This is a genomic window from Pseudomonas putida, assembly GCF_028682635.1.
Classification (GTDB): domain Bacteria; phylum Pseudomonadota; class Gammaproteobacteria; order Pseudomonadales; family Pseudomonadaceae; genus Aquipseudomonas; species Aquipseudomonas putida_AE.
This window is the reverse complement of record NZ_JANHLK010000015.1, coordinates 137,212-160,298: the sequence shown is the minus strand read 5'-3', so window position 1 is coordinate 160,298 and position 23,087 is coordinate 137,212. Positions and strand designations below refer to the sequence as shown.

At 59.7% G+C, this 23,087-nt stretch carries 22 protein-coding genes and 1 pseudogene; 11 read left to right on the top strand and 12 right to left on the bottom strand.

Annotated features, from left to right (window positions below; genetic code table 11):
- The first annotated feature begins 36 nt into the window (after positions 1-36).
- The 7 genes from hutH (at position 37) to mdoH (ending at position 9,984) form a co-directional block, all read left to right on the top strand.
- A complete protein-coding gene (gene hutH / locus NPS56_RS19560; RefSeq protein ID WP_274076127.1) occupies positions 37-1,575 on the top strand; it encodes a histidine ammonia-lyase in 1,539 nt (512 codons plus the stop codon).
- 88 nt (positions 1,576-1,663) lie between these two features.
- Positions 1,664-2,869, top strand: a complete 1,206-nt coding sequence (hutI, locus tag NPS56_RS19555) for an imidazolonepropionase (RefSeq protein WP_274076126.1) — start codon at positions 1,664-1,666, stop codon at positions 2,867-2,869.
- Between the two features lie 10 nt (positions 2,870-2,879).
- Positions 2,880-3,683: an N-formylglutamate deformylase gene (gene hutG, locus NPS56_RS19550; RefSeq protein WP_274076125.1), complete on the top strand. Its 804-nt coding sequence runs from the start codon at positions 2,880-2,882 to the stop codon at positions 3,681-3,683.
- Between the two features lie 197 nt (positions 3,684-3,880).
- A complete protein-coding gene (gene pip, locus NPS56_RS19545) occupies positions 3,881-4,852 on the top strand; it encodes a prolyl aminopeptidase (RefSeq protein WP_274076124.1) in 972 nt (323 codons plus the stop codon).
- A complete protein-coding gene (gene dtd / locus NPS56_RS19540) occupies positions 4,849-5,286 on the top strand; it encodes a D-aminoacyl-tRNA deacylase (RefSeq protein ID WP_103397253.1) in 438 nt (145 codons plus the stop codon). The genes pip and dtd overlap by 4 nt, the downstream gene beginning before the upstream one ends.
- A 320-nt stretch (positions 5,287-5,606) precedes the next feature.
- A complete protein-coding gene (locus tag NPS56_RS19535; RefSeq protein ID WP_274076123.1) occupies positions 5,607-7,421 on the top strand; it encodes a glucan biosynthesis protein G in 1,815 nt (604 codons plus the stop codon).
- On the top strand, positions 7,414-9,984 hold the full coding sequence (gene mdoH / locus NPS56_RS19530; RefSeq protein ID WP_274076122.1) for a glucans biosynthesis glucosyltransferase MdoH: 2,571 nt from the start codon (positions 7,414-7,416) through the stop codon (positions 9,982-9,984). The genes NPS56_RS19535 and mdoH overlap by 8 nt, the downstream gene beginning before the upstream one ends.
- Before the next feature lie 259 nt (positions 9,985-10,243).
- Here the strand turns inward: mdoH and NPS56_RS19525 are convergent, their stop codons facing one another.
- Entirely contained in the window at positions 10,244-12,580 is a 2,337-nt protein-coding gene (locus tag NPS56_RS19525) for a phosphatidylinositol-specific phospholipase C domain-containing protein (protein WP_274076121.1), read from the bottom strand.
- A gap of 130 nt (positions 12,581-12,710) precedes the next feature.
- Here NPS56_RS19525 and NPS56_RS19520 point away from each other — a divergent pair, with 130 nt between their 5' ends.
- Entirely contained in the window at positions 12,711-12,860 is a 150-nt protein-coding gene (locus NPS56_RS19520) for a hypothetical protein (RefSeq protein ID WP_274076120.1), read from the top strand.
- A gap of 121 nt (positions 12,861-12,981) precedes the next feature.
- On the opposite strand, the gene NPS56_RS31360 is transcribed toward NPS56_RS19520, so the two are convergent.
- The 11 genes and pseudogenes from NPS56_RS31360 to ubiE form a co-directional block, all read right to left on the bottom strand.
- Positions 12,982-13,695 carry a methyl-accepting chemotaxis protein gene (locus NPS56_RS31360; protein WP_414920731.1) on the bottom strand — a complete coding sequence of 238 codons (714 nt, stop codon included), beginning with the start codon at positions 13,693-13,695 and terminating at the stop codon, positions 12,982-12,984.
- 141 nt (positions 13,696-13,836) lie between these two features.
- Positions 13,837-14,811, bottom strand: a pseudogene (locus tag NPS56_RS31355) (methyl-accepting chemotaxis protein); the annotation flags it as partial.
- Between the two features lie 205 nt (positions 14,812-15,016).
- Entirely contained in the window at positions 15,017-15,724 is a 708-nt protein-coding gene (locus NPS56_RS19510) for a 16S rRNA (uracil(1498)-N(3))-methyltransferase (RefSeq protein WP_274076118.1), read from the bottom strand.
- Positions 15,721-16,515, bottom strand: coding sequence for a twin-arginine translocase subunit TatC (tatC, locus tag NPS56_RS19505; RefSeq protein ID WP_274076117.1), 795 nt, complete (start codon positions 16,513-16,515; stop codon positions 15,721-15,723). The genes NPS56_RS19510 and tatC overlap by 4 nt, the downstream gene beginning before the upstream one ends.
- The gene (gene tatB, locus NPS56_RS19500) at positions 16,512-16,937 is read right to left on the bottom strand and encodes a Sec-independent protein translocase protein TatB (protein WP_274076116.1); all 426 of its coding nucleotides are present in this window, start codon (positions 16,935-16,937) and stop codon (positions 16,512-16,514) included. Before tatB ends, tatC begins: the two co-directional genes overlap by 4 nt.
- A gap of 10 nt (positions 16,938-16,947) precedes the next feature.
- Complete coding sequence (locus NPS56_RS19495) at positions 16,948-17,220, bottom strand: twin-arginine translocase TatA/TatE family subunit (protein ID WP_046816938.1); 273 nt, start codon at positions 17,218-17,220, stop codon at positions 16,948-16,950.
- 25 nt (positions 17,221-17,245) lie between these two features.
- Positions 17,246-17,578, bottom strand: a complete 333-nt coding sequence (locus NPS56_RS19490) for a phosphoribosyl-ATP diphosphatase (protein WP_007899279.1) — start codon at positions 17,576-17,578, stop codon at positions 17,246-17,248.
- Positions 17,571-17,972 (bottom strand): phosphoribosyl-AMP cyclohydrolase, encoded by a 402-nt coding sequence (hisI, locus tag NPS56_RS19485; RefSeq protein WP_274076115.1) that lies wholly within the window; start codon positions 17,970-17,972, stop codon positions 17,571-17,573. The genes NPS56_RS19490 and hisI overlap by 8 nt, the downstream gene beginning before the upstream one ends.
- A 167-nt stretch (positions 17,973-18,139) precedes the next feature.
- Positions 18,140-19,744 carry a ubiquinone biosynthesis regulatory protein kinase UbiB gene (gene ubiB, locus NPS56_RS19480; protein ID WP_274076114.1) on the bottom strand — a complete coding sequence of 535 codons (1,605 nt, stop codon included), beginning with the start codon at positions 19,742-19,744 and terminating at the stop codon, positions 18,140-18,142.
- The gene (locus NPS56_RS19475; RefSeq protein ID WP_274076113.1) at positions 19,741-20,364 is read right to left on the bottom strand and encodes a ubiquinone biosynthesis accessory factor UbiJ; all 624 of its coding nucleotides are present in this window, start codon (positions 20,362-20,364) and stop codon (positions 19,741-19,743) included. Before NPS56_RS19475 ends, ubiB begins: the two co-directional genes overlap by 4 nt.
- Positions 20,364-21,134 carry a bifunctional demethylmenaquinone methyltransferase/2-methoxy-6-polyprenyl-1,4-benzoquinol methylase UbiE gene (gene ubiE / locus NPS56_RS19470; protein ID WP_274076112.1) on the bottom strand — a complete coding sequence of 257 codons (771 nt, stop codon included), beginning with the start codon at positions 21,132-21,134 and terminating at the stop codon, positions 20,364-20,366. Before ubiE ends, NPS56_RS19475 begins: the two co-directional genes overlap by 1 nt.
- Before the next feature lie 155 nt (positions 21,135-21,289).
- On the opposite strand from ubiE, the gene NPS56_RS19465 reads away from it, so the two are divergent.
- The 3 genes from NPS56_RS19465 to NPS56_RS19450 all read left to right on the top strand — a co-directional run bounded on the left by NPS56_RS19465 (position 21,290) and on the right by NPS56_RS19450 (position 23,083).
- A complete protein-coding gene (locus NPS56_RS19465) occupies positions 21,290-21,565 on the top strand; it encodes a polyhydroxyalkanoic acid system family protein (protein WP_274076111.1) in 276 nt (91 codons plus the stop codon).
- Between the two features lie 245 nt (positions 21,566-21,810).
- The gene (locus tag NPS56_RS19455; protein ID WP_274076110.1) at positions 21,811-22,233 is read left to right on the top strand and encodes a phasin family protein; all 423 of its coding nucleotides are present in this window, start codon (positions 21,811-21,813) and stop codon (positions 22,231-22,233) included.
- A 10-nt stretch (positions 22,234-22,243) separates the two neighbouring features.
- Entirely contained in the window at positions 22,244-23,083 is an 840-nt protein-coding gene (locus NPS56_RS19450) for a phasin family protein (RefSeq protein WP_274076109.1), read from the top strand.
- Positions 23,084-23,087: the final 4 nt, after the last annotated feature.

The window sequence follows — 23,087 nt, the reverse complement described above, 5'->3', positions numbered from 1 at the left end:
GCGTCTGGTTAGTTAATAAAAACTCTCAAAAGGAGAATGAATGTGACTGCGCTTAATTTGATCCCTGGCCAACTGACCCTCGCCCAACTGCGTGACGTGTATCAGCAACCGGTGAAACTGACCCTCGACAACAGCGCCGCGGCCCAGATCGAAGCCAGCGTTGCCTGCGTGGAACAGATTCTCGCCGAGAACCGCACCGCCTACGGCATCAACACCGGTTTCGGTCTGCTGGCCTCGACCCGCATCGCCAGCGAAGACCTGGAAAACCTGCAGCGCTCGCTGGTGCTGTCCCATGCAGCCGGTGTCGGCCAGCCAATCAGCGACGACCTGGTGCGCCTGATCATGGTGCTCAAGGTCAACAGCCTGAGCCGTGGTTTCTCCGGTATCCGCCGGGTAGTCATCGATGCGCTGATCGCCCTGATCAACGCCGAGGTTTATCCGCACATCCCGCTGAAAGGTTCGGTCGGTGCCTCCGGTGACCTGGCCCCTCTGGCCCACATGTCGCTGGTGCTGCTGGGTGAAGGCAAGGCTCGCTACAAGGGCGAGTGGATGGAAGCCACCGAAGCGCTGAAAGTTGCTGGTCTGACCCCGCTGACCCTGGCGGCGAAAGAAGGCCTGGCGCTGCTCAACGGCACTCAGGTTTCCACCGCGTTTGCCCTGCGTGGCCTGTTCGAAGGCGAAGACCTGTTCGCCGGTGCCTTGGCACTGGGTGGCCTGACCGTTGAAGCGGTGTTGGGCTCGCGCTCGCCGTTCGACGCACGTATCCATGCTGCCCGTGGCCAGAAAGGCCAGATCGACGCCGCTGCCGCTTACCGCGACCTGCTGGGCGAGCGCAGTGAAGTCTCCGACTCTCATGAAAACTGCGAGAAGGTCCAGGACCCGTACTCCCTGCGCTGCCAGCCGCAAGTCATGGGCGCGTGCCTGACCCAGTTCCGTCAGGCCGCCGAAGTGCTGGCCGTCGAAGCCAACGCCGTTTCCGACAACCCGCTGGTATTTGCCGCTGAAGGCGACGTGATCTCCGGCGGTAACTTCCACGCCGAACCGGTGGCCATGGCTGCTGACAACATGGCCCTGGCCATCGCTGAAATCGGCTCCCTGAGCGAGCGCCGTATCTCGCTGATGATGGACAAGCACATGTCGCAACTGCCGCCGTTCCTGGTGGCTAACGGTGGCGTGAACTCCGGCTTCATGATCGCCCAGGTGACCGCCGCGGCACTGGCCAGCGAAAACAAGGCGCTGTCCCATCCGCATTCGGTGGACAGCCTGCCGACGTCCGCCAACCAGGAAGACCACGTATCGATGGCTCCTGCGGCTGGCAAGCGTCTGTGGGAAATGGCCGAGAACACCCGTGGGATTCTCGCCGTTGAATGGCTGGCGGCAGTGCAGGGCCTGGACTTGCGCAACGGTCTGAAGAGCTCGCCGAAACTGGAAAAGGCCCGGGCGATTCTGCGTAACGAAGTGCCGTTCTATGAGAAGGACCGTTTCTTTGCGCCGGACATCAACGCTGCGAGCGAGTTGCTGGCTTCGCGTTGCTTGAACGAGCTGGTATCGGCGAAGCTTTTGCCTAGCCTGTGATGGACTCATCGCCAGCAGGCTGGCTCCCACCCAACCGTGGGAGCCAGCCTGCTGGCGATTCGATTTTGAATACTGTGGAGACTAAGGGATGAAAACCCTCTGGCAACACTGCCACGTCGCAACCATGGCGCAAGGCGTCTACTCGATCATCGAGGACGCGGCCATCGTGACGTCCGGTGCGCTCATCGAGTGGGTCGGCCCGCGCGCTGAACTGCCGGCGGGCGAATACCCGGCGGTCAATGATTTGAATGGGGCCTGGGTCACGCCAGGCCTGATCGACTGCCACACCCACACGGTGTTCGGCGGTAACCGCAGCGGTGAATTCGAGCAGCGCCTGCAAGGCGTCAGCTACGCGGAAATCGCCGCCAGCGGCGGCGGCATCGCCAGCACCGTGCGTGCCACTCGCGCGGCCAGCGAAGACGAGCTGTTCGCCAGCGCCGCCAAGCGTCTGAAAAGCCTGATGCGCGATGGCGTCACCAGCATCGAGATCAAATCCGGATACGGTCTCGACCTCGCCAACGAACGCAAGATGCTGCGGGTAGCGCGTCGCCTTGGCGCCGAACTGCCGGTCAGCGTGCGCAGCACCTGCCTGGCGGCTCACGCCTTGCCACCGGAATATGCCGATCGCGCCGACGATTACATCGATCACATCTGCAGCGACATGCTCCCGGCCCTGGCCGCCGAAGGGCTGGTGGACGCGGTGGATGCGTTCTGTGAATACCTGGCGTTTTCCCCTGCCCAGGTCGAGCGCGTATTCATCACCGCCCAGGAACTGGGCCTGCCGGTGAAGCTGCACGCCGAGCAACTTTCGTCCCTGCACGGTTCGAGCCTGGCGGCGCGTTACCACGCGCTGTCGGCCGATCATCTGGAATTCATGACCGAAGACGACGCCATCGCCATGGCCAAGTCCGGCACAGTGGCGGTGTTGCTGCCCGGCGCCTTCTACTTCCTGCGCGAGACCCAGTTGCCGCCGATGGAGGCCTTGCGCAAGCACGGCGTGAAAATCGCCATCGCCACCGACCTCAACCCCGGCACCTCGCCGGCGCTGTCGTTGCGCTTGATGCTGAACATGGCCTGCACCTGTTTCCGCATGACCCCGGAAGAGGCCCTGGCTGGCGCGACCCTCCATGCCGCGACCGCGTTGGGCATGGCTGACACCCACGGTTCGCTTGAGGCCGGCAAGGTTGCGGATTTCGTTGCCTGGCACATCGATCGCCCGGCCGACCTGTGCTACTGGCTGGGCGGAGACCTGGAAAAACGCGTCGTGCGCCACGGCGTCGAATCAAGTCTGTAGGAGATCTGTTGTGGATAAGGTTCTGAACTTCAAACAAGGCCGCGTACCGCTGCTGATCAGCATGCCCCACGCCGGCGTGCGCCTGACCCCGGCGGTCGAAGCGGGATTGATCCCCGACGCGAAAAGCCTGCCGGACACCGACTGGCATATCCCGAAGCTTTACGATTTCGCCGCCGAGCTGGGTGCCAGCACCCTGGCCGCCGAGTATTCGCGATTCGTCATCGACCTGAACCGGCCGTCCGACGACAAGCCTTTGTATGTCGGCGCCACCACCGGTCTGTACCCGGCGACACTGTTCGACGGCATCCCGTTGTTCCGCGAAGGCCTTGAGCCCTCTGCCGATGAACGTGCAACCTACCTGGAGCAGATCTGGACGCCGTACCACAGCACCTTGCAGAACGAGCTGGCGCGACTGAAAGCCGAGTTCGGCTACGCGCTGTTGTTCGATGCGCACTCGATCCGCTCGATCATCCCGCACCTGTTCGACGGCAAGCTGCCGGACTTCAACCTCGGTACCTTCAATGGCGCCAGTTGCGATCCGCAGCTGGCCTCGCAGCTGGAAGCCATCTGCGCCGGTCATCCGGATTACAGCCATGTGTTGAACGGACGCTTCAAAGGCGGCCACATCACCCGGCATTACGGTAATCCGGCAGAAAACATTCACGCCGTGCAACTGGAGCTGGGGCAGTGCACGTACATGGAAGAGTTCGAGCCGTTCCGTTATCGGCCGGACCTGGCGGAGCCGACGCGGGTGGTATTGAAAGAGTTGTTACAAGGTTTGCTCGCGTGGGGTAAGGAACGCTACAAACGCTGAATGCCAACGCAATTCCCCCGGTAGGAGCTGCCGCAGGCTGCGATCTTTTGATCTTGAAAAATCAGAATCAAAAGATCGCAGCCTGCGGCAGCTCCTACAGGGGGCATGCTCATTGACGTAATTCGGGTTTATGATGCCCAACGGCAGAATAATAGAAGTCCCCCCAGGGATGACCTCGACCCCTTACGGAGCGCGCAATGCAGACTTTGTACCCGCAGATCAAACCCCACGCCCGGCACGATCTGGCCGTCGACGAGACCCACACGCTGTATGTCGACGAAAGCGGTTCGCCGAAAGGTTTGCCGGTGGTGTTCATTCACGGCGGCCCCGGTGCCGGTTGCGATGCCGCGAGTCGCTGTTACTTCGATCCCAACCTGTACCGCATTGTCACCTTCGACCAGCGCGGTTGCGGTCGTTCCACCCCCCACGCGAGTCTGGAAAACAACACCACCTGGGACCTGGTCGCCGACCTCGAGCGGATCCGCCAGCACCTGGGCATCGACAAGTGGGTGCTGTTCGGCGGTTCCTGGGGTTCGACCCTGGCGCTGGCCTACGCGCAAACCCATCCGGAGCGCGTACACGGGCTGATCCTGCGCGGGATTTTTCTCTGCCGCCCGCAGGAAATCGAATGGTTCTATCAAGCGGGCGCCAGTCGCCTGTTCCCGGATTACTGGCAGGACTACATTGCGCCGATCCCGGCGGACGAGCGCCATGACCTGCTCAACGCCTTCCACAAACGCCTGACCGGCAACGACCAGATCGCCCAGATGCACGCGGCCAAGGCCTGGTCCACCTGGGAAGGTCGCACCGCCACCCTGCGTCCGAACCCGATGGTCGTCGATCGTTTCTCCGAGCCGCAGCGTGCGTTGTCCATCGCCCGTATCGAATGCCACTATTTCACCAACAATGCCTTCCTTGAGCCGAACCAGCTGATTCGCGACATGGGCAAGATCGCTCATTTGCCAGGAGTGATCGTCCACGGTCGCTATGACGTGATCTGCCCGCTGGATAACGCCTGGGAACTGCACCAGGCCTGGCCCAATAGCGAACTGCAAATCATCCGTGACGCGGGCCATGCCGCTGCCGAACCGGGCATTACCGATGCATTGGTGCGTGCTGCAGATAAAATGGCGCGGCGCTTGCTCGACCTCGCCCCCGAAGAAGCATGAAAGGTCTGCTGCAACGCGTGCGCGGCGCGCGAGTCGAGGTGGCGGGGGAGGTGGTCGGCGCGGTCGACCAGGGTTTGCTGGTGCTGGTAGCCGTCGAGCCGGACGACACGCGGGCCAGCGCCGACAAACTTCTCAATAAGCTGCTTAACTATCGAGTGTTCAGCGACGCTGAGGGCAAGATGAACCTGTCCCTGGCGGATGTGGGTGGCGGGTTGCTGCTGGTCTCGCAGTTCACCCTGGCCGCCGACACCAAGAGCGGGCTGCGTCCGAGTTTTTCGACCGCGGCCCCTCCGGCCTTGGGTGAGGAGCTGTTCGACTATCTATTAAGCAAAGCGAAACAGGTGCATGGCACTGTGGCATCAGGTAGATTCGGCGCGGATATGCAGGTGCACCTGGTCAATGACGGCCCGGTCACCTTCCTGTTACAGACCTGAAAGCGTTTGAAACATCTTTTTAAGCGCTTTTCGACTGAAAACAGGCGTTTTCCCCGATAAATACTTTGTTACCCCTGATGCGTTGTAACGCGGCCTACTAGATAATCGCGCGCTACGGGGATCAGCGTTCGTTGGTCCATTTTGACTTAGGTAGAGACTTGTCCGGATCCGATTGGGGAATCATTTTGCCCCAGCGGAGTCGGAACAATGCTCGCCAACTTGGCAAGAGTGGTCTGCAGGACCGGTTTTTTCCCACCGGATGCCTACAGGCCCTTTAACTGGCCGTTGGTTTTTTGATCTGTTTTCGGCGAGGGTTGCTCGTGATTGTTAGTCCCTGTAACGCACCAAAATTGACTGCCAAACGGTTTCGTAGCGCATTGGTAGCGGGCTCGGCACTCCTGTGCCTGCTCAGCGCCGGCCAGCTTTGGGCATTCAATCTGGATGATGTATCGGTAAAGGCAAAAGAGCTGGCCGGGCAAAAGTACGAAGCGCCGCGCAGCAACCTGCCGAACGAATTTCGCGAGATGAAATTCGCCGACTATCAGAAAATTCGCTTCCTGACTGAAAAAGCCGAATGGGCCGATCAGAAGACCCCGTTCAAGCTTTCGTTCTATCACCAGGGCATGCATTTCGATACACCGGTGAAAATCAACGAAATCACGGCGAACAGCGTCGAAGAGATCAAGTACGACCCAAGTCGTTTCGATTTCGGCGACGTCAAGTTCGACCCAAAGGCCACCGAACAGCTCGGTTACGCCGGTTTCCGTGTCCTCTACCCGGTCAACAAGGCTGACAAGCAAGACGAAATCATGACCATGCTTGGCGCGAGCTACTTCCGCGTTGTCGGCAAGGGTCACGTCTATGGTTTGTCCGCTCGCGGCATGGCGATCGATACCGCCTTGCCGTCCGGCGAAGAGTTCCCGCGGTTTCGCGAGTTCTGGATTCAACAGCCAAAACCGGGCGACAAGCACCTGGTGATCTTCGCCCTGCTGGATTCGCCACGGGCCACCGGTGCCTATCGCCTGACCCTGCGTCCGGGCAGCGACACCATTGTCGACGTCAAGGCGCAGATGTTCCTGCGTGACAAGGTCGGCAAACTGGGCATCGCACCACTGACCAGCATGTTCCTGTTCGGCGCCAACCAGCCGTCGAAAGTGCTCAACTATCGCCGCGAATTGCACGATTCCAGCGGCCTCGCTATCCATGCCGGCAACGGCGAGTGGATCTGGCGTCCGCTGAACAATCCGAAACACCTGGCGGTGAGCAACTTCTCGGTCGAGAACCCGCGCGGCTTTGGCTTGCTGCAACGTGGCCGTGACTTCAGCCACTACGAAGACCTCGACGACCGCTACGACAAGCGCCCAAGCGCCTGGATCGAACCGAAGGGCGACTGGGGCAAGGGCTCCGTCGATCTGGTAGAGATTCCGACCGCCGACGAAACCAACGACAATATCGTGGCTTTCTGGAGCCCGGAGAAGATGCCGGAGCCAGGCCAGCCGCTGGACTTCGCCTATCGCATGCACTGGACCATGGACGAAGCGGCGCTGCACGCACCGGACAGTGCCTGGGTCAGCCAGACCCTGAAATCCACCGGTGACGTCAAACAGTCGAACCTGATTCGTCAGCCGGACGGCAGCGTTGCCTATCTGGTGGACTTTGAAGGTCCTTCCTTGGCGGCACTGGCACCGGATACCGATGTGCGCAGCCAGGTCAGCGTCGGCGAAAACGCCGAACTGGTCGAGAACAGCGTGCGCTACAACCCTGAAACCAAGGGCTGGCGCCTGACCCTGCGCATGAAGATCAAGGACCCGAGCAAGTCCACCGAGATGCGTGCTGCACTGGTGCAGAACATCGTGCCAGCCGATCTGGCCAAGACTTCGCTTCCAGTGTCTAACTCTTCCGTTGCCAAGGCAGACAAGGTTGCTGCCAAGCAAGCGGAGAAAGCCGACAAGGAAGCGAAGGCCGCCGAAGCCAAGCAGGCCGAAGCCAAGCCAGTTGCAGATGCCAAGGATGCGGCGAACAACAAAGACGCCAAGCAGCCTGCTGCTGACGCGGCCCAAGCCACACCGGAATCGGCATCGACTGAAGAAGTCCTGACCGAGACCTGGAGCTATCAGTTGCCTGCCGATGAGTAATTCTCAAGTACAGCCAGAGACGCTTTCCGAGTATCTGGCACATCTGCCAATGACCGACCAGCAGCGCGCGGAACTCGCGGGCTGCCGGTCCTTCAGCGAATTGCACGAGCGTCTGTCGTCTTCCACATTCGACGCTCCGGCCGAGGCCGCCCAGGCATCGGTCGGCAAGCGCCTGACCCTGAGCACCGCCGAAGAATTGCAGGACGCCGAAATGCTGGCGCTCGACGTCAGTGGTCGGGTCGTCCTCAAGGCGACCCCGCCAATTCGCCGGACCAAGGTCGTGCCGGAACCGTGGCGGACCAATATCCTGGTGCGAGGCTGGCGACGCCTGACCGGCCGCACCAACCCGCCGAAGCCGCCGAAGGATGAGAACGTATTGCCGGCAGCGCGCTGGCGCACTGTCGGTTCGATCCGTCGCTACATCCTGTTGGTACTGATGCTCGGCCAGACCATCGTCGCCGGCTGGTTCATGAAAGGCCTCATGCCGTACCAGGGTTGGTCGTTCGTCGACCTCGAAGAAGTCCTGCACCAACCGTTGCTGCAAACCGCCACGCAAGTGCTGCCGTATGCGTTGCAGACCAGCATCCTGATCCTGTTCGGGATTCTGTTCTGCTGGGTCTCGGCCGGGTTCTGGACCGCGCTGATGGGCTTTCTCGAGTTGCTCACCGGTCACGATAAATACCGTATCTCCGGTAAAAGTGCCGGCAACGAGCCGATTCCGAAGGACGCGCGCACTGCATTGGTGATGCCGATCTGTAACGAAGACGTGCCTCGGGTATTCGCCGGCCTGCGTGCAACGTTCGAGTCGGTAGCCGCCACGGGTGACCTGGATCGCTTTGACTTCTTTGTCCTCAGCGACAGTAACGACGCCGACATCTGCGTCGCCGAACAGCAGGCCTGGCTGGACGTCTGCCGCGAAGCCAAGGGCTTCGGCAAGATCTTCTATCGCCGTCGCCGTCGCCGTGTGAAGCGCAAGAGCGGCAACCTCGACGACTTCTGCCGTCGCTGGGGTGGTGACTACAAGTACATGGTCGTGCTCGACGCCGACTCGGTGATGAGCGGCGAGTGCCTGACCAGTCTGGTACGCCTGATGGAAGCCACGCCGGACGCCGGGATCATCCAGACCGCGCCACGTGCGTCGGGCATGGACACCCTGTATGCACGCATGCAGCAGTTCGCCACTCGTGTGTACGGTCCGCTGTTCACCGCCGGCCTGCACTTCTGGCAGTTGGGCGAATCCCACTACTGGGGTCACAACGCGATCATCCGCATGAAGCCGTTCATCGAGCACTGCGCCCTGGCGCCGTTGCCGGGTAAAGGCGCGTTCGCCGGTGCGATCCTGTCCCACGACTTCGTCGAAGCTGCGCTGATGCGCCGTGCCGGCTGGGGCGTGTGGATTGCCTATGACTTGCCGGGCAGCTACGAAGAGCTGCCGCCGAACCTGCTGGACGAACTCAAGCGCGACCGTCGCTGGTGCCACGGCAACCTGATGAACTTCCGCCTGTTCCTGGTCAAGGGCATGCACCCGGTGCACCGTGCGGTGTTCCTGACGGGCGTGATGTCCTACCTGTCGGCGCCGTTGTGGTTCTTCTTCCTGGTGCTGTCCACCGCGCTGTTGGCAGTCAACACGCTGATGGAGCCGCAGTACTTCCTCGAACCTCGCCAGCTTTATCCGCTGTGGCCACAATGGCATCCGGACAAGGCGATCGCGCTGTTCTCGACCACAGTCGTGCTGCTGTTCCTGCCGAAGCTGTTGAGCATCATCCTGATCTGGGCCAAGGGCGCAAAAGAGTTCGGCGGCAAGTTCAAGGTGACGCTGTCGATGTTCCTGGAAATGCTGTTCTCCATGCTGCTGGCGCCGGTGCGGATGATTTTCCACACCCGCTTCGTGCTCGCCGCGTTCCTCGGCTGGGCCGCGACCTGGAACTCGCCGCAACGTGACGACGACTCCACGCCGTGGAGCGAAGCGGTCAAGCGTCACGGGCCGCAGACCTTGCTGGGCTTCTTCTGGGCCTTGCTGGTGATCTGGTTGAACCCGAGCTTCCTGTGGTGGCTGGTGCCGATCGTCGGATCGTTGATGCTGTCGATCCCGGTGTCGGTGATTTCCAGCCGTGTCGGCCTGGGCCTCAAGTCCCGTGACGAGAACCTGTTCCTGATTCCTGAGGAATACAATCCACCGCAGGCACTGCTGGCCACCGACCAGTACACCCACGAAAACCGCTGGCATGCGTTGAACGACGGCTTTGTCCGTGCGGTGGTCGATCCACAGCAGAACGCCCTGGCGTGCTCGCTGGCGACCTCGCGTCACCGTGAGGCCGAGCCGATCGAATGGCTGCGGGTCGAGCGTGTCCGCCACGCCATTAAAGTCGGGCCTGAAGGCCTGACCAACGATGAGCGTGTGCAGCTGCTGAGCGACCCGGTGGCATTGGCTCGCTTGCATGAGCAGGTCTGGAGCGAGGGTCATCCGGAGTGGCTGGGCGCATGGCGCAAATCGGTCCAGGCCGATCCGCATGCACCGCTGTTGCCGCTGCAGCCTTTGAGTGTGCAGGCCCAGCTGGCATAACGAAAAAAACCGCTCCGTAAGGAGCGGTCGCTCAAGAAAAGATCGCAATCTTCGGCGGTTCCTACGGATTTTCCCCTGTAGAAGCTGCCAAAGGCTGCGATCTTTTGCTTTAAGCCACTAAATCCCGCATAAACCCTTAAACATGCGAACCAGCATCAGCATTCATGCCAGGACCATTTGTGGTCGTCCGGATGACGCTCTGTACCTCCGAGCGCCTCCACTCCAGATGGTAGAGCTACTGGTTATCGCGCTGCTCTGGTCATGTGCCCGAACCGAAGGCGTCAAGTCGCAGGGGGTCGGAGTCACTGTAGTTAGAATTACTATCCAGCGCTCTTACTATATATGTACAAGGTCTGAAACTGTCTTCGGTTACGAAGCCCTGCACATCAAAATCTAAATGCTCTGTCGAGCCTAATAGGTTGGTGTTTCGACGAATTTCATATTTTACGACCTTGACGTTGTCAGTTGAACTGTTCCACACCAGGTAATCTTTGCCCCCCATGGAGATTACTTTAAGGTTGGTTGGCTTGCTGGGGGCTCCTCCGTCGAGTGTGCGTGTAAACAGAAATTCAGAGTCGGTAAAGTTTCCAGCGGCATCCAATGCGCGAATTTGGTGAGCGTATGTCGTAGATCCGTCGAGGCCTCTGTCGAAAAAAGAAGTGCTGGTAACTCTGTCGATCGGGTCGCCGTTGCGGAGAACGTCATAGCCAGTAACTTTAACGTTATCAGTAGAAGCCTCCCACTGCAGATTAATAGAGTTGGCCGTAACTGCAGTTGCTTTAAGGTTGTTCGGTCTGGAGGGAGCAATCCCTTCTGGCGTGGTGATATCGAGTGGATCGGAGTTGGTTTCGTTTCCTCCATAATCGAACGCCTGAACGATGTATCTGTAGTTCGTAAGTGGGGTAAGGGAACGGTCAACATATGAAGTTGCGGAGGTCGTGTCGATTGGTGTGGTGTTGCGGTAGATTTTATAGCCGGATATGTCGCCGTTATCAGTTGACGGAGTCCAATTCAGGGTGGTGGAACGGGCCTGGATTTCGGATGCTGTAAGGTTGCCAGGTTTGCTGGGGGGGGTAGTGTCTGTATTTCTGACTTTGATTTCGGAAGGGTTGCCGTCTCCAGAGGCAAAGTGAGCCACTACTTTATAATGGTATTCCCTGCCGGGCGTTAGCTCATGGAATGTATATTCATTGTTTTCAATGTTGAAAGCATATCCATCGATAAATAACTTGTAGTACTCAACCTGCTCGCTATCCTCTGGTTTACTCCAGACTAACGTTGTCGAGGTATCTGTCACCTCGCGAGCCCGAAAATTCAAGGTGGTGCTTTGATGAGCGGCCAACGCCCTTGCTCGCGTGGCGCTGATGCATCGGTCGACTACTCCTGTTGATGCAAAAAAATCAATGTTGATCATGTTGCCTTTAGTTGGCGTTCTATAACGACCAGACCCAATGCTACTAAAGAAATAGTCCCAATGTATTTCGTTAGTTGTAAAGCGGGTGGGTCCTCCTATCGGAGTGTAGCCAGCAGCAAGCATCGACCATAGCTGATTCTTTGGTGGATCGGCCATGATTTCAATCATATGGTTTTTTAGTGTGGTCGGTGTATTAGTGTTTTGGCTGTTCCAAGTCTGATAAACTTTCCCCCAAAGATACAGTCTCGATGGATCCCAATCATCCCAGGCAATAATAATATTCCTGCCAGGGTGTTGCTGCCGGATTTGCCCGATCGTCAAGCCCCGTGCGGCCCACGGAATACAACGATCACTGAGAGCAGCTTCTAGCATGTCTTTGACGCGGTTGTCCGCGTCGGGGAGAACCTTTTCATGAAAATCCATTATCACGATTTCTAAAGGATTTTGTATTGCAAATTGACGAACTTCTTGAATGCAGTTGTGCAAATAGCGGCTGGCATGGTACCTCTCGTGTTGAAATCTAAACTCTTGAATAGTGCCCACGTGATCTATGTGTCTGTAAACTCTTAAGTCCAGAACTCGCATGCCGCCTTGTAGTTGATTGGTGAATGTTTTATCTTGACAGGCGCCCCATCGAACACCTGGAAATTCTGACCCTTCCTTGTCCACGCCAGCATTATGGGCCTCTGGCAGTATCAGTTCGTGTATTTTCAGAAGTTCTATGAGTGGACCACTATCTGTCATCCATCGGCTGTAATTTGTCGAGGCTTCATTGTGTCGGAATTCCAAGTGGTGACGAACGACGTGGAGTGAGTGTTCATTTAGAGTGCCGTCGGTACTTATCATCAAGATGATTGTGATCTTGGTGTTGTCACCAAGCTTGGAAAGTTGCTCAAGCGGTAGTTCGCAGGTGAATGCTGTTTCGCCTGTCGAAACGCCAATGGATACTGCTTCGGCCAAGGTTAGAAAGCCAGGATATCCATTGGCGTAAGTGCATTCACAATGCAGCCATAGCTTTGTTTTGCTATTGAAACCAGTCAGCGACTGGATGTTGATAGTTGGGCTATTTACCAGGTTGTTGTAGATTAAAACATTGTTTGCTGTGTCAGATACGGTAAGACGGGGTAGAAAGTTATCTGAAAGGTCAACGTCGGAGGCTTGGCTCTGCTGCTGAATGGTCATGTTGGTCACCGCTCAAATGTAGGCGGGAACAAGTGGAGCACAAGTAACGTCGTTTGAGACCTATCAGTTCTGATAGGCGGTCAAAGTCCTGATAATGATTTAGTATCCAAAGTTTTTTAGGCGGATTTTAGTGTTATCGATTTCCCTGATCGCCAAGGTCGCGCGCAACAGCCTGCAAGTCGCCCAAGGCGATGACGTGCCCGAAATCAATGTGATTGGCGTCACCCGTCCTGGGGTCGCCGGCCGCCCTTTCGACCATTACATCGAGCGAACGAGGTAATGATGACTTCATGAGCGCTTTTGAGCAGTTCGATAATCCCGCACATGACCGTACTGGAATACCTCTGCCTGGCTAAATTGCATCACCTCGGTCCGTAGTGAACCGAGGCAGGTGAATCACCTCAAACCTTGAACCGCCCCACCAGCATCTGCAAATGCGTCCCCAGGCGCGCCAGCTCAATGCTGGACGCCGCCGTCTCTTCACTTGCTGCGGACGTCTGATCCGACACATCACGCACGTTCAGCACGCTGCGGTTGATCTCTTCGGCCACGGCGCTCTGCTGTTCGGCGGCGGCGGCAATCTGCTGGTTCATTGCCTGGATCGCCGACACCGTGCGGGTGATGTTCTCCAGTGAGCCGCCGGCGCGACGGGTCAGTTCCACGCTGCTGTCGGTCAGGGCGCGACTGTTGTCCATGATGGTCGCCACCTGCTGGGTGCCGTTTTGCAGGCCGACGATCAGCTCTTCGATCTCCTCGGTGGATTTCTGTGTGCGTTGCGCCAGGCTGCGTACTTCATCGGCGACCACGGCAAAACCTCGCCCGGCTTCGCCGGCACGGGCCGCTTCGATGGCCGCGTTGAGCGCCAGCAGGTTGGTTTGCTGGGCGACGGACTTGATCACGTCGAGCACGCTGCCGATCTTGTCGCTTTCGCGCTTGAGTTCGCCCATGGCTTCGGTGGAGTGACCCACTTCCTTGGCCAGGCGCTCGATCTGTGCGATGGCTTCACCCACCACCTTGTCGCCTTCGCGGGCCTGTTGATCGGCGGCGACGGCGGCCTCTGAGGCTTCCTCGGCGTTACGCGCGACTTCTTGCACCGTGGCGGTCATTTCATTCATGGCGGTGGCCACCTGGTCGGTCTCGACCTTCTGGCTGGTGACGCCGGCGCTGGTTTGCTCGGTGACGGCTGACAGCTCTTCGGCGGCGCTGGCAATTTGCGTAACGCCGTCGCTGATGCCGCCGATCAGTTCACGCAAGCCCTGGGTCATGCGCTGGATGGCCCGTTGCAGTTGGCCAAGTTCGTCCTGGCGCTGGGAGAGCAGGTTGTGGGTCAGGTCGCCGGCAGCGATGCGCTCGGCCGCCTTGAGGGTCTGGTTCAGCGGAATCACGATCTGCCGAGTGATAGCCCAGGCCGCAAACAAGCCAAAGACCAGCGCCAGGACGGTGGCCAGCAACAGCATGTTCTTGGCGTGCGCTACGTCGGTATCGCGTACCAGGGTTTGCGAGACGGTGAGCTTGTTGCTGACCTCGAGCAGGATCTCGCCCTGGGCGGCCATGCGTTTGAAGGCGTCGGCGCTGGCGGTCTGGGAATCGCGGTACTGGCTGACCGCGGCGCGGTAGGCCTTGAGCGAGTCGGTCGCTTGCTGCAGGTTGCCGATGTGTTGTTCCGGCAGCTGCGACGGCAGGCTTTGCAGGTATTTCAGGGCGTTGTCGATGGCGTCCAGCGCCGGCTGCTCGGCCTCGGCCTTGCCGCTGTAGGTGTAGCCACGCACCTGGAAGCGCGCCTGCTGGATCAGCTTGCTCAGGTCGATCACGCTGTTGAACTGCGCCACGCTGTCGCCTTGCAGCATGGCTTTTTCCACTTCGGCCACTTTGGCCACGGCATTGTCGGCGGTGGAGCCCAGTTTGCTGCGGGCGTCTTCGCGGCTAACGCCGGCCTGGGTCATGGCGGCGAAGGCTTGCTTGTATTGGCTGACGGCGGCCAGTTGCTGGTCGATCATGGCCACGTCGGCGGGTTGCTCGATCATCTTGCGAGCCGCTTGCAGGCTGGTGTCGAGCTTGCCCAGCAAATCACTGACGGCGCCGGGGCCTTGTTCGCCGCGACGCATTTCGTAATCCAGGCGGGCGATGCGCAGGTCCTTGGTCATCCCGTTGATCTCGGAGATGAACCCCAGCCCATCACCGCGACGGGTGACGTCGCTCAGGCCGGTCCAGCCGGTGAAGGTGATCAGCATCGTCAGCAGCAGCACAAGACCGAAGCCGACGCCCAGCTTGCGGTTTACGCTCACGTTACCCAGTTTATCGGCCAGCCATTGGTACATGCTGCAACTCCCTTGGACCACACATTGGTTTCATGGGAGGTGTATCGGCAGAGGCGCTGGGTTCTGTAGTCGCTGCCCGATGGGCGGATAAATGATGAGCCGGGGGGAGCGTCTGGATTTAGAAGAGTCGTGCCAGCAGTGCCGTGACGGCAGTTTCCACGCGCAGGATGCGCTCGCCCAATTGCACCGGTTGCAGGCCGGATTTGCCCAGCAAGTCGATCTCGTAGGGGATCCAGCCACCTTCCGGGCCGATGGCCAGGGTCACCGGCTCGGTCAGGGCGCGGGGGCAGGGCGGGTATTGGCCCGGATGACCAACCAGGCCGAGGGTGCCCTCGGTGATGGCGGGCAGGCGATCTTCGACGAACGGTTTGAAGCGCTTCTCGATCACCACTTGCGGCAAGACACTGTCCCTGGCCTGTTCGAGGCCAAGGATCAATTGCTCGCGAATGGCCTCAGGCTCCAGGAACGGCGTCTGCCAGAAGCTCTTCTCGACGCGGTAGCTGTTCACCAGCACGATTCGTGGAACACCCATGGCCGCAACGGTCTGGAACACCCTGCGGAGCATCTTGGGCCGTGGCAGGGCCAGGACCAGGGTCAGCGGTAGCTTGGCGGGCGGTGGCTGGTCGAGGGTGACGCGCAGTTCCGCCTCGCTGGCGTCCAGGCGCAGGACCTCGGCCGAGCCCATCAGGCCACCGATACGGCCGACACGCATGCTGTCACCGACTTCACAGCGGTGGACTTCCTGCATGTGGGTCAACCGGCGATCACGCAGCACGACCCGGTCGGCCGCAATGAAGTCGGCCTCTTCAAGGAGCAGCAGGTTCACGGTTGGGTCGCTGGCGGCTGGTCGTTGTGATCGTCGACAGGCTGGTCGTCCGGGTGTTCGCCACGCTTGCTGATCAGGCTGCCAAACAGGATGCCGATCTCGAACAGCAGCCACATCGGTACGGCCAGCAGGGTCTGCGAGAAAATGTCCGGCGGGGTCAGGATCATGCCGACCACGAAGCAGCCGATGATCACATACGGGCGGATTTTCTTCAGGTACTTGACGTCGACCACGCCGATCCACACCAGCAGCACCACGGCCACCGGGATCTCGAACGCCACGCCGAAGGCGAAGAACAGCGTCATGACGAAATCGAGGTAGCTGGTGATGTCGGTCATCATTTCCACGCCGGCCGGGGTGGCGGCGGCGAAGAACTTGAAGATCAGCGGGAACACCAGGAAATAGGCGAACGCCATGCCGGCGTAGAACAGCACGATGCTCGAGCACAGCAGGGGCACGGCGATGCGCTTCTCGTGCTTGTACAGGCCCGGTGCGATGAAGCCCCAGATCTGGTGCAGGATCACCGGGATCGCCAGGAACAGCGACACCATCATGGTCAGCTTCAGTGGCGTCAGGAACGGCGACGACACATCGGTGGCAATCATCGTCGCGCCGGCGGGCAGGTACGCGCGCAGTGGTGTCGAGACGAAGGTGTAGATCTGCTGGGTGAATGCAAACAACCCGGCGAAGATGATGAAGATCGCCGCTACGCAGCGCAGCAGGCGGGTACGCAACTCGGTGAGGTGCGAAACCAGCGGCATGTGCTGGTCGTTTTCAGGAAGATCGCTCATGGGGCTCGCGGCGGCAGTGTTGGGTCATGAGGGGCCGGCGCAACGGGCGCAGCCGCGGGTGCAACGGGCGCGACCGGCGTCGCTGCGACAGGTGCAGCTTGCACAGGCGCAGATTCAACGGCAGGCGCATCAACCGTCTGCGTCGCCACAGGCTCGACGGGCGTCGGCTGCTGCTGGGTCGGCGAGAAGATCTTTCGGGCCTCCTGTTCAAGCGACAGGATGTGCTCGTTGTGCAGTTGCCGACGAATCTCGTCGGCACCGATTTCACGTTCAACTTCCTGTTTGATCGCATTGAAGCTGCGCTTGAGGCGCCCAACCCACAGGCCGGCGGTGCGCGCAGCGCCCGGCAGGCGCTCGGGACCCAGCACGAGCAGGGCGACGAGGCCGACGAGCAGCAGTTCAGAGAAGCTGATACCAAACATTAGTCAGTGCTCACACGTCTTTGCGGATCGGCTCTTCGACTTTCTGCGCCTGCACGTCGATGGTGTGCGGCTGGTTCACCGAAGCCTGAGGCTGTACCGGCGGCACCGGTTGGGCCGGGGTCACGGTGGGCTCGGCGGGTTTTTCGTCGTCGTTCATGGCTTTCTTGAAGCCCTTGATCGACTCGCCAACGTCGGTGCCGAGGTTTTTCAGTTTCTTGGTGCCGAACACCAGAACCACGACGACCAGGATGACGACCCAGTGTTTCCAGTCAAAAATGCCCATGCTGCTGCTCCTCTCTAATCGTTATTCAGGCGGACGGGCGCGAGGCTTTCTCGGCGTGTCCGGACAGACCGAAGCGACGGTCCAGTTCATCGAGTACAGCCTGGGGATGCTGCCCCAACTGGGCGAGCATGACCATACTGTGGAACCACAAATCGGCGGTTTCGTAGATGACATCGCTGCAGTCGCCGCTGATGGCGGCGTCCTTGGCGGCAATGATGGTCTCGACCGACTCTTCGCCGACTTTTTCCAGAATCTTGTTCAAGCCCTTGTGGTACAGGCTGGCGACGTACGAGCTGTCGGCGGCGGCGCCTTTGCGCTCTTCCAGCACCTGGGCCAGACGGGTCAACGTGTCACTCATGTTTGTGTCCTGCGCTATAGATGGCGTGCGGATCTTTCAGTACCGGGTCGACGGTTGTCCAGTCGCCGTTCTCATAGACGCGGTAGAAGCAGCTCTGGCGGCCGGTATGACAGGCGATGTCGCCGATCTGCTCGACCATCAGGATGATCACGTCGGCGTCGCAGTCCAGGCGCATCTCATGCAGGGTCTGCACGTGGCCGGACTCTTCGCCCTTGCGCCACAGCTTGCCACGCGAGCGCGACCAGTAGATGGCGCGGTTCTCGGCCGCCGTCAGTTGCAGTGCTTCGCGGTTCATCCAGGCCATCATCAGGACGCGCCCGGTCTTGTGGTCCTGGGCAATCGCCGGCACCAGGCCGTCGGCATCCCATTTGATCTCGTCCAGCCAGTTGTTCATCTTCAGTTCCTGAAGCAGCTTTAAGCTTAAAGCTTCAAGCTGCTAGTAAAAGCCAGTGCGCTTCGGTCTTTCGTAATGTGTAACACACGTATCTACAGGGTGAATCAAACGTGAGTGCTATGAACATCGCTTGAGGCTTGCAGCTTATAACTTGCAGCTCAATCCTGCTATCGACGAACGACCAGATACAAGCCGACGGCCATCATGATGCCCGCCGGCCAGTAGGCCAGATCGTTCAGCGGCCCACCCGCGGCGAGGATCGCGCCACCGGCCAAATGCGCTGTGCCGAGCAGGCGCAGGAACCAGTCGTCGCGGCGACGGTGCCAGGGTGGCGACGGGTCGTAGGCGTGCGGCTGGGACATGCGTTCGAGCAGGTCGCGGGCCATGTTGGCCAGGTGCGGCAGTTGCTCGAACTGGCTCTGCACGTTGCCGAGCAGGGCTTTGGGGCTGACGCGTTCGCGCATCCAACGTTCGAGGAAGGGTTGCGCGGTGTTCCACAGGTCGAGGTCCGGGTACAGCTGACGGCCCAGGCCTTCGATGTTCAGCAGGGTTTTCTGCAGCAGGACAAGCTGCGGCTGCACTTCCATGTTGAAGCGGCGCGCCGTCTGGAACAGGCGCATCAGCACCTGGCCGAATGAAATATCTTTTAACGGTTTTTCGAAGATCGGTTCGCAAACTGTCCGGATTGCCGCTTCGAATTCGTTGAGTTTGGTTTCCGCCGGCACCCAGCCTGAATCAATGTGCAGCTGTGCCACACGCCGGTAATCACGCTTGAAGAAGGCGAACAGGTTGCGCGCCAGGTAATCCTGGTCTTCCGGGGTCAGGCTGCCGACGATGCCGCAGTCGATCGCAATGTACTGCGGGCTCCACGGATTGACGGTGCTGACGAAGATGTTGCCGGGGTGCATGTCGGCATGGAAAAAGCTGTCGCGGAACACCTGGGTGAAGAAGATCTCCACGCCGCGTTCGGCGAGCATTTTCATGTCGGTGCGCTGGTCGGCCAGGGTCGCGAGGTCAGTGACCTGGATGCCGTAGATGCGCTCCATCACCAGCACTTTCGGCCGGCACCAGTCCCAATAGACTTGTGGCACGTACAGCAGTGGCGAACCGTCGAAGTTGCGCTTCAGCTGGCTGGCGTTGGCTGCTTCGCGCAGCAGGTCGAGTTCATCGTAGATTGTTTTTTCGTAGTCCTGGACCACATCTACCGGGTGCAGCAGGCGCGCATCGGCCGAGAGTTTTTCGGCGGCGCGGGCGAGGATGAACAGCCACGCCAGGTCCTGGGCAATCACCGGCTTGAGGCCCGGGCGGATCACCTTGACCACCACTTCTTCGCCGGTTTTCAGCTGCGCGGCGTGCACCTGGGCCACCGACGCCGAGGCCAGCGGTTCGACGTCGAAGCGGCTGAATACTTCACTGATTTTCTTGCCCAGCTGTTCTTCGATCAGCTTGACCGACAGCTGCGAGTCGAACGGCGGCACGCGGTCCTGCAACATCATCAGCTCGTCGGCGATGTCTTCCGGCAGCAGGTCGCGGCGGGTGGACAGGATCTGCCCGAACTTGATGAAGATCGGTCCCAGGTCCTGCAACGCCAGGCGCAAGCGCGCGCCACGGCTCAGCTCCAGGGTCTTGCGCGGGAACCAGCGCCACGGCAGGGCATAACGCAACGCCCGCAGAAACCAGGGCAGCGGCAGGGCGAACAGCAGGTCATCGAGGCGGTAGCGGATCACGACGCGCTGGATGCGCAACAAACGGCGGACGGCAAGCAGCTTCATGCGTTATCGCTTGGGTCGAGGGATCGGGAAAGGCGCTCGAAACGCGCCTCGAGACGTTCCAGATCGACTTTGATCTGGTCCAGTTCACTGAAACGGGCTTCGGCTTCGCGCTGACCGACAAGGGTGCGCGACTCTTCGGCCAGGTATTCGCCCAGGTTCTGGCCCAGGCTGGCGAACCCTTGCTGATACCAGCGGGCACGACTGCGCAGGTGACCGCCGAGCAGTTGCGTGGCGACCGGCCCCAGCCAGCGCGAGAGTTCGTACTCCCAGTCCAGCTCCAGGTCCTGAAGGATCGCCGCCAGTTCCAGCAGCACGCCGCTGTCGCCGTCGAGTTCGACTTCAGGGCTGTGCAGGATCGCAGTCTTGTCCTTGCTCATGGCCAGTTTCAGCAGGCTCGAAGCCGGTGCACGCAGGGTGCAGTCGGCGCCGGTTTCCCACTGGGAGGCGAGCATCAGGCCTTCGTCGCTGGGCAGGATGAACACCTGCAACGCCGGGCTGCGGCAATCGACGGCAATCACCCTGCCGCTCAAATGCGCCAGCCGCGGCAGCGCCGTGCTGTCGAGACGCAGCACCCGGTTCAGGCCGAGTTCTACGCTGGCGAGCAGGCCGGCGAGCAGCATCAGGGCTTGATGCCGCGGTGCAGGGCGACGATGCCTGCGGTCATGTTGTGATAGGTCACGCGGTCGAAACCGGCCTCGACCATCATCGACTTCAGGGTTTCCTGGTTCGGGTGCATGCGGATCGATTCGGCCAGGTAGCGGTAGCTTTCCGAGTCGTTGGTGATCAGCTTGCCCATCAGCGGCATGAAGGCGAACGAGTAGGCGTCGTAGGCCTTGGACATCAGCGCGTTGGTCGGCTTGGAGAACTCCAGCACCAGCAAGCGGCCGCCTGGCTTGAGCACGCGCAGCATGGAGCGCAGGGCATCTTCCTTGTGCGTCACGTTGCGCAGGCCGAAGGCGATGGTCACGCAGTCGAAATGGTTGTCCGGGAACGGCAGTTTTTCCGCATCGGCCTGGACGAATTCGACGTTGCCGGCCACACCCAGGTCCAGCAGGCGATCACGACCGACCTTGAGCATGGATTCGTTGATGTCGGCCAGCACTACCTGGCCGGTCGGGCCCACGAGGTGCGAGAATTTGCGGGTCAGGTCGCCCGTGCCACCGGCGATGTCCAGCACCCGGTTGCCGGTGCGCACGCCCGACAGTTCGATCGCGAAACGCTTCCACAGACGGTGCATGCCGCTCGACAGGAGGTCGTTCATCAGGTCGTACTTGGCGGCTACCGAGTGGAAAACCTCAGCGACTTTTTCCGCTTTCTGGCTTTCCGGAACGTTTTTGAAGCCGAAGTGAGTGGTGGGTTCGGCGTCGTTGCCTTTGCGCTGATCAGTCATATCGCTGTCACCAAAAGAGAATGCGCGACATTCTAATCCCCAAGGCATGCTTTGTCTTGGCAAGGCTGAAGGTAAGATGGGCAACCATCGGGACGTTTTGACGCAGCAGAGGTCAAGATGTCTCGGGAAAGCATTCATAAAGCAGGAGTCATTCGATGGCCCATATTAGTGTTGAACGGGCCCACGGCCTGGGTAAGGAAGCGGCGCGCGAGAAGGCCGACAAGCTGGCGCAGAAACTTCACGATCAGTATGGCCTGGAGCCGCAGTGGTCGGGTGACACCCTGAATCTCAAGCGTTCGGGTGTGAAAGGTGCGGTGCATGTCACCGATGATTCGATCAAGGTCGATGTGGAACTGGGCCTGATGATGTCGGCCATGAGCGGCATGATCAAAGCGGAAATCGAGAAGGCGCTGGATAAAGCCCTCGTCTGATTTTTCGGACGAAATGAGACCCCCTGTGGGAGCGGGCTTGCTCGCGAAAGCGCCAGGTCAGTCGACATCAATGTTGAATGACACACCGCTTTCGCGAACAAGCCCGCTCCCACATTTTGATTGCGGTGTGTCTAGAGGTTTATGTCAGTTGTTAGGGTGCCGTTTCTAATTTTTCTCCCTACTTTGTGCCTGAGCCCGACACTTTCGCGGGCAGTTCCTCAAACCTTCTGCGCGTGAGGTGCACCATGGCCAAAGTAATTTTGAAGAAAAAAATCGACGCATCGGCGACCGCTGTGCGTGACGTCAAATCCTATGCACGCCGGATCTGGTTGGCAGGCCTGGGTGCCTACACCAAGGTCGGCCAAGAAGGTAGCGAGTACTTTCAAGAGTTGATCAAGGCTGGGCAAGCAGTTGAAACCAAAGGCAAAAAAGTAGTTGCCGAGAAGCTTGAAGCGGCCAATGCCGAGATCGATGAAGCCAAGACTGAAGTCAGCACTTTCAAAGGCAAGGTCGAAGTTCAGCTCGACAAAGTCGAGAGAGTGTTTGACTCGCGTGTCGCAAGTACCTTGAATCGTATCGGCATTCCGTCTAAACATGACGTTGAGACACTCTCTGCCAAGCTCGATGAGCTGACGGCACTGCTCGAACGCGTCGCGCGTAAATCTTAAGGAGAACGGGATGGCTGGTAAAAAGAACACCGAAAAAGAAGGCAGCTCGTGGATCGGGAAAGTCGAAGACTACTCCCGCAAAATCTGGCTGGCTGGTTTAGGCGTGTACTCGAAGATCGACACTGACGGCAGCAAACTCTTCGACTCACTGGTTAAAGACGGCGAGAAAGCCGAGAAGCTGACCAAGAACGCTGTTGGCAAAACTGTCGACGCCGCCAAGGACTCCGCTTCTTCGGCCAAGTCGCGCATCAGCGGCGTGAAAGATCGCGCAATGGGCAAATGGGATGAGCTGGAAGGGGCTTTCGACAAGCGCCTGAACAGCGCCATTTCGCGTCTGGGCGTACCAAGCCGCAATGAAGTCAAGGCGCTGCACAGCAAGGTCGATACCCTGACCAAGCAAATCGAAAAACTCACCGGTGCCAAGGTTGCGCCTGTTGCGGCGAAAACCGCGGCAGCCAAGCCGGCCGCCAAAACCGCAGCCAAGCCATTGGCCAAGCCTGCGGCTAAAACCGCTGCCGCCAAACCGGCTGCAAAAACCGCTGCTGCCAAGCCAGCCGCCGCCAAACCAGCGGCCAAACCGGCAGCCGCTAAAACCGCCGCCAAGCCTGCAGCGAAAACCGCTGCCGCCAAACCGGCAGCCAAGCCAGCGGCAAAACCTGCTGCTGCGAAGAAACCAGCAGCGAAAAAACCGGCCGCTCCCAAAGCTGCCGCACCCAAACCAGCAGTGGCTGCCGCCAAACCGGCAACCCCGGTAACGCCGGCAAGCACCTCGAACTCCGCTACCGCGCCGACCCCTGCTGTGACCCCGACTGCCGCGCCAGCTCCATCGACGCCAACCAGTCAGTCCTGATTCC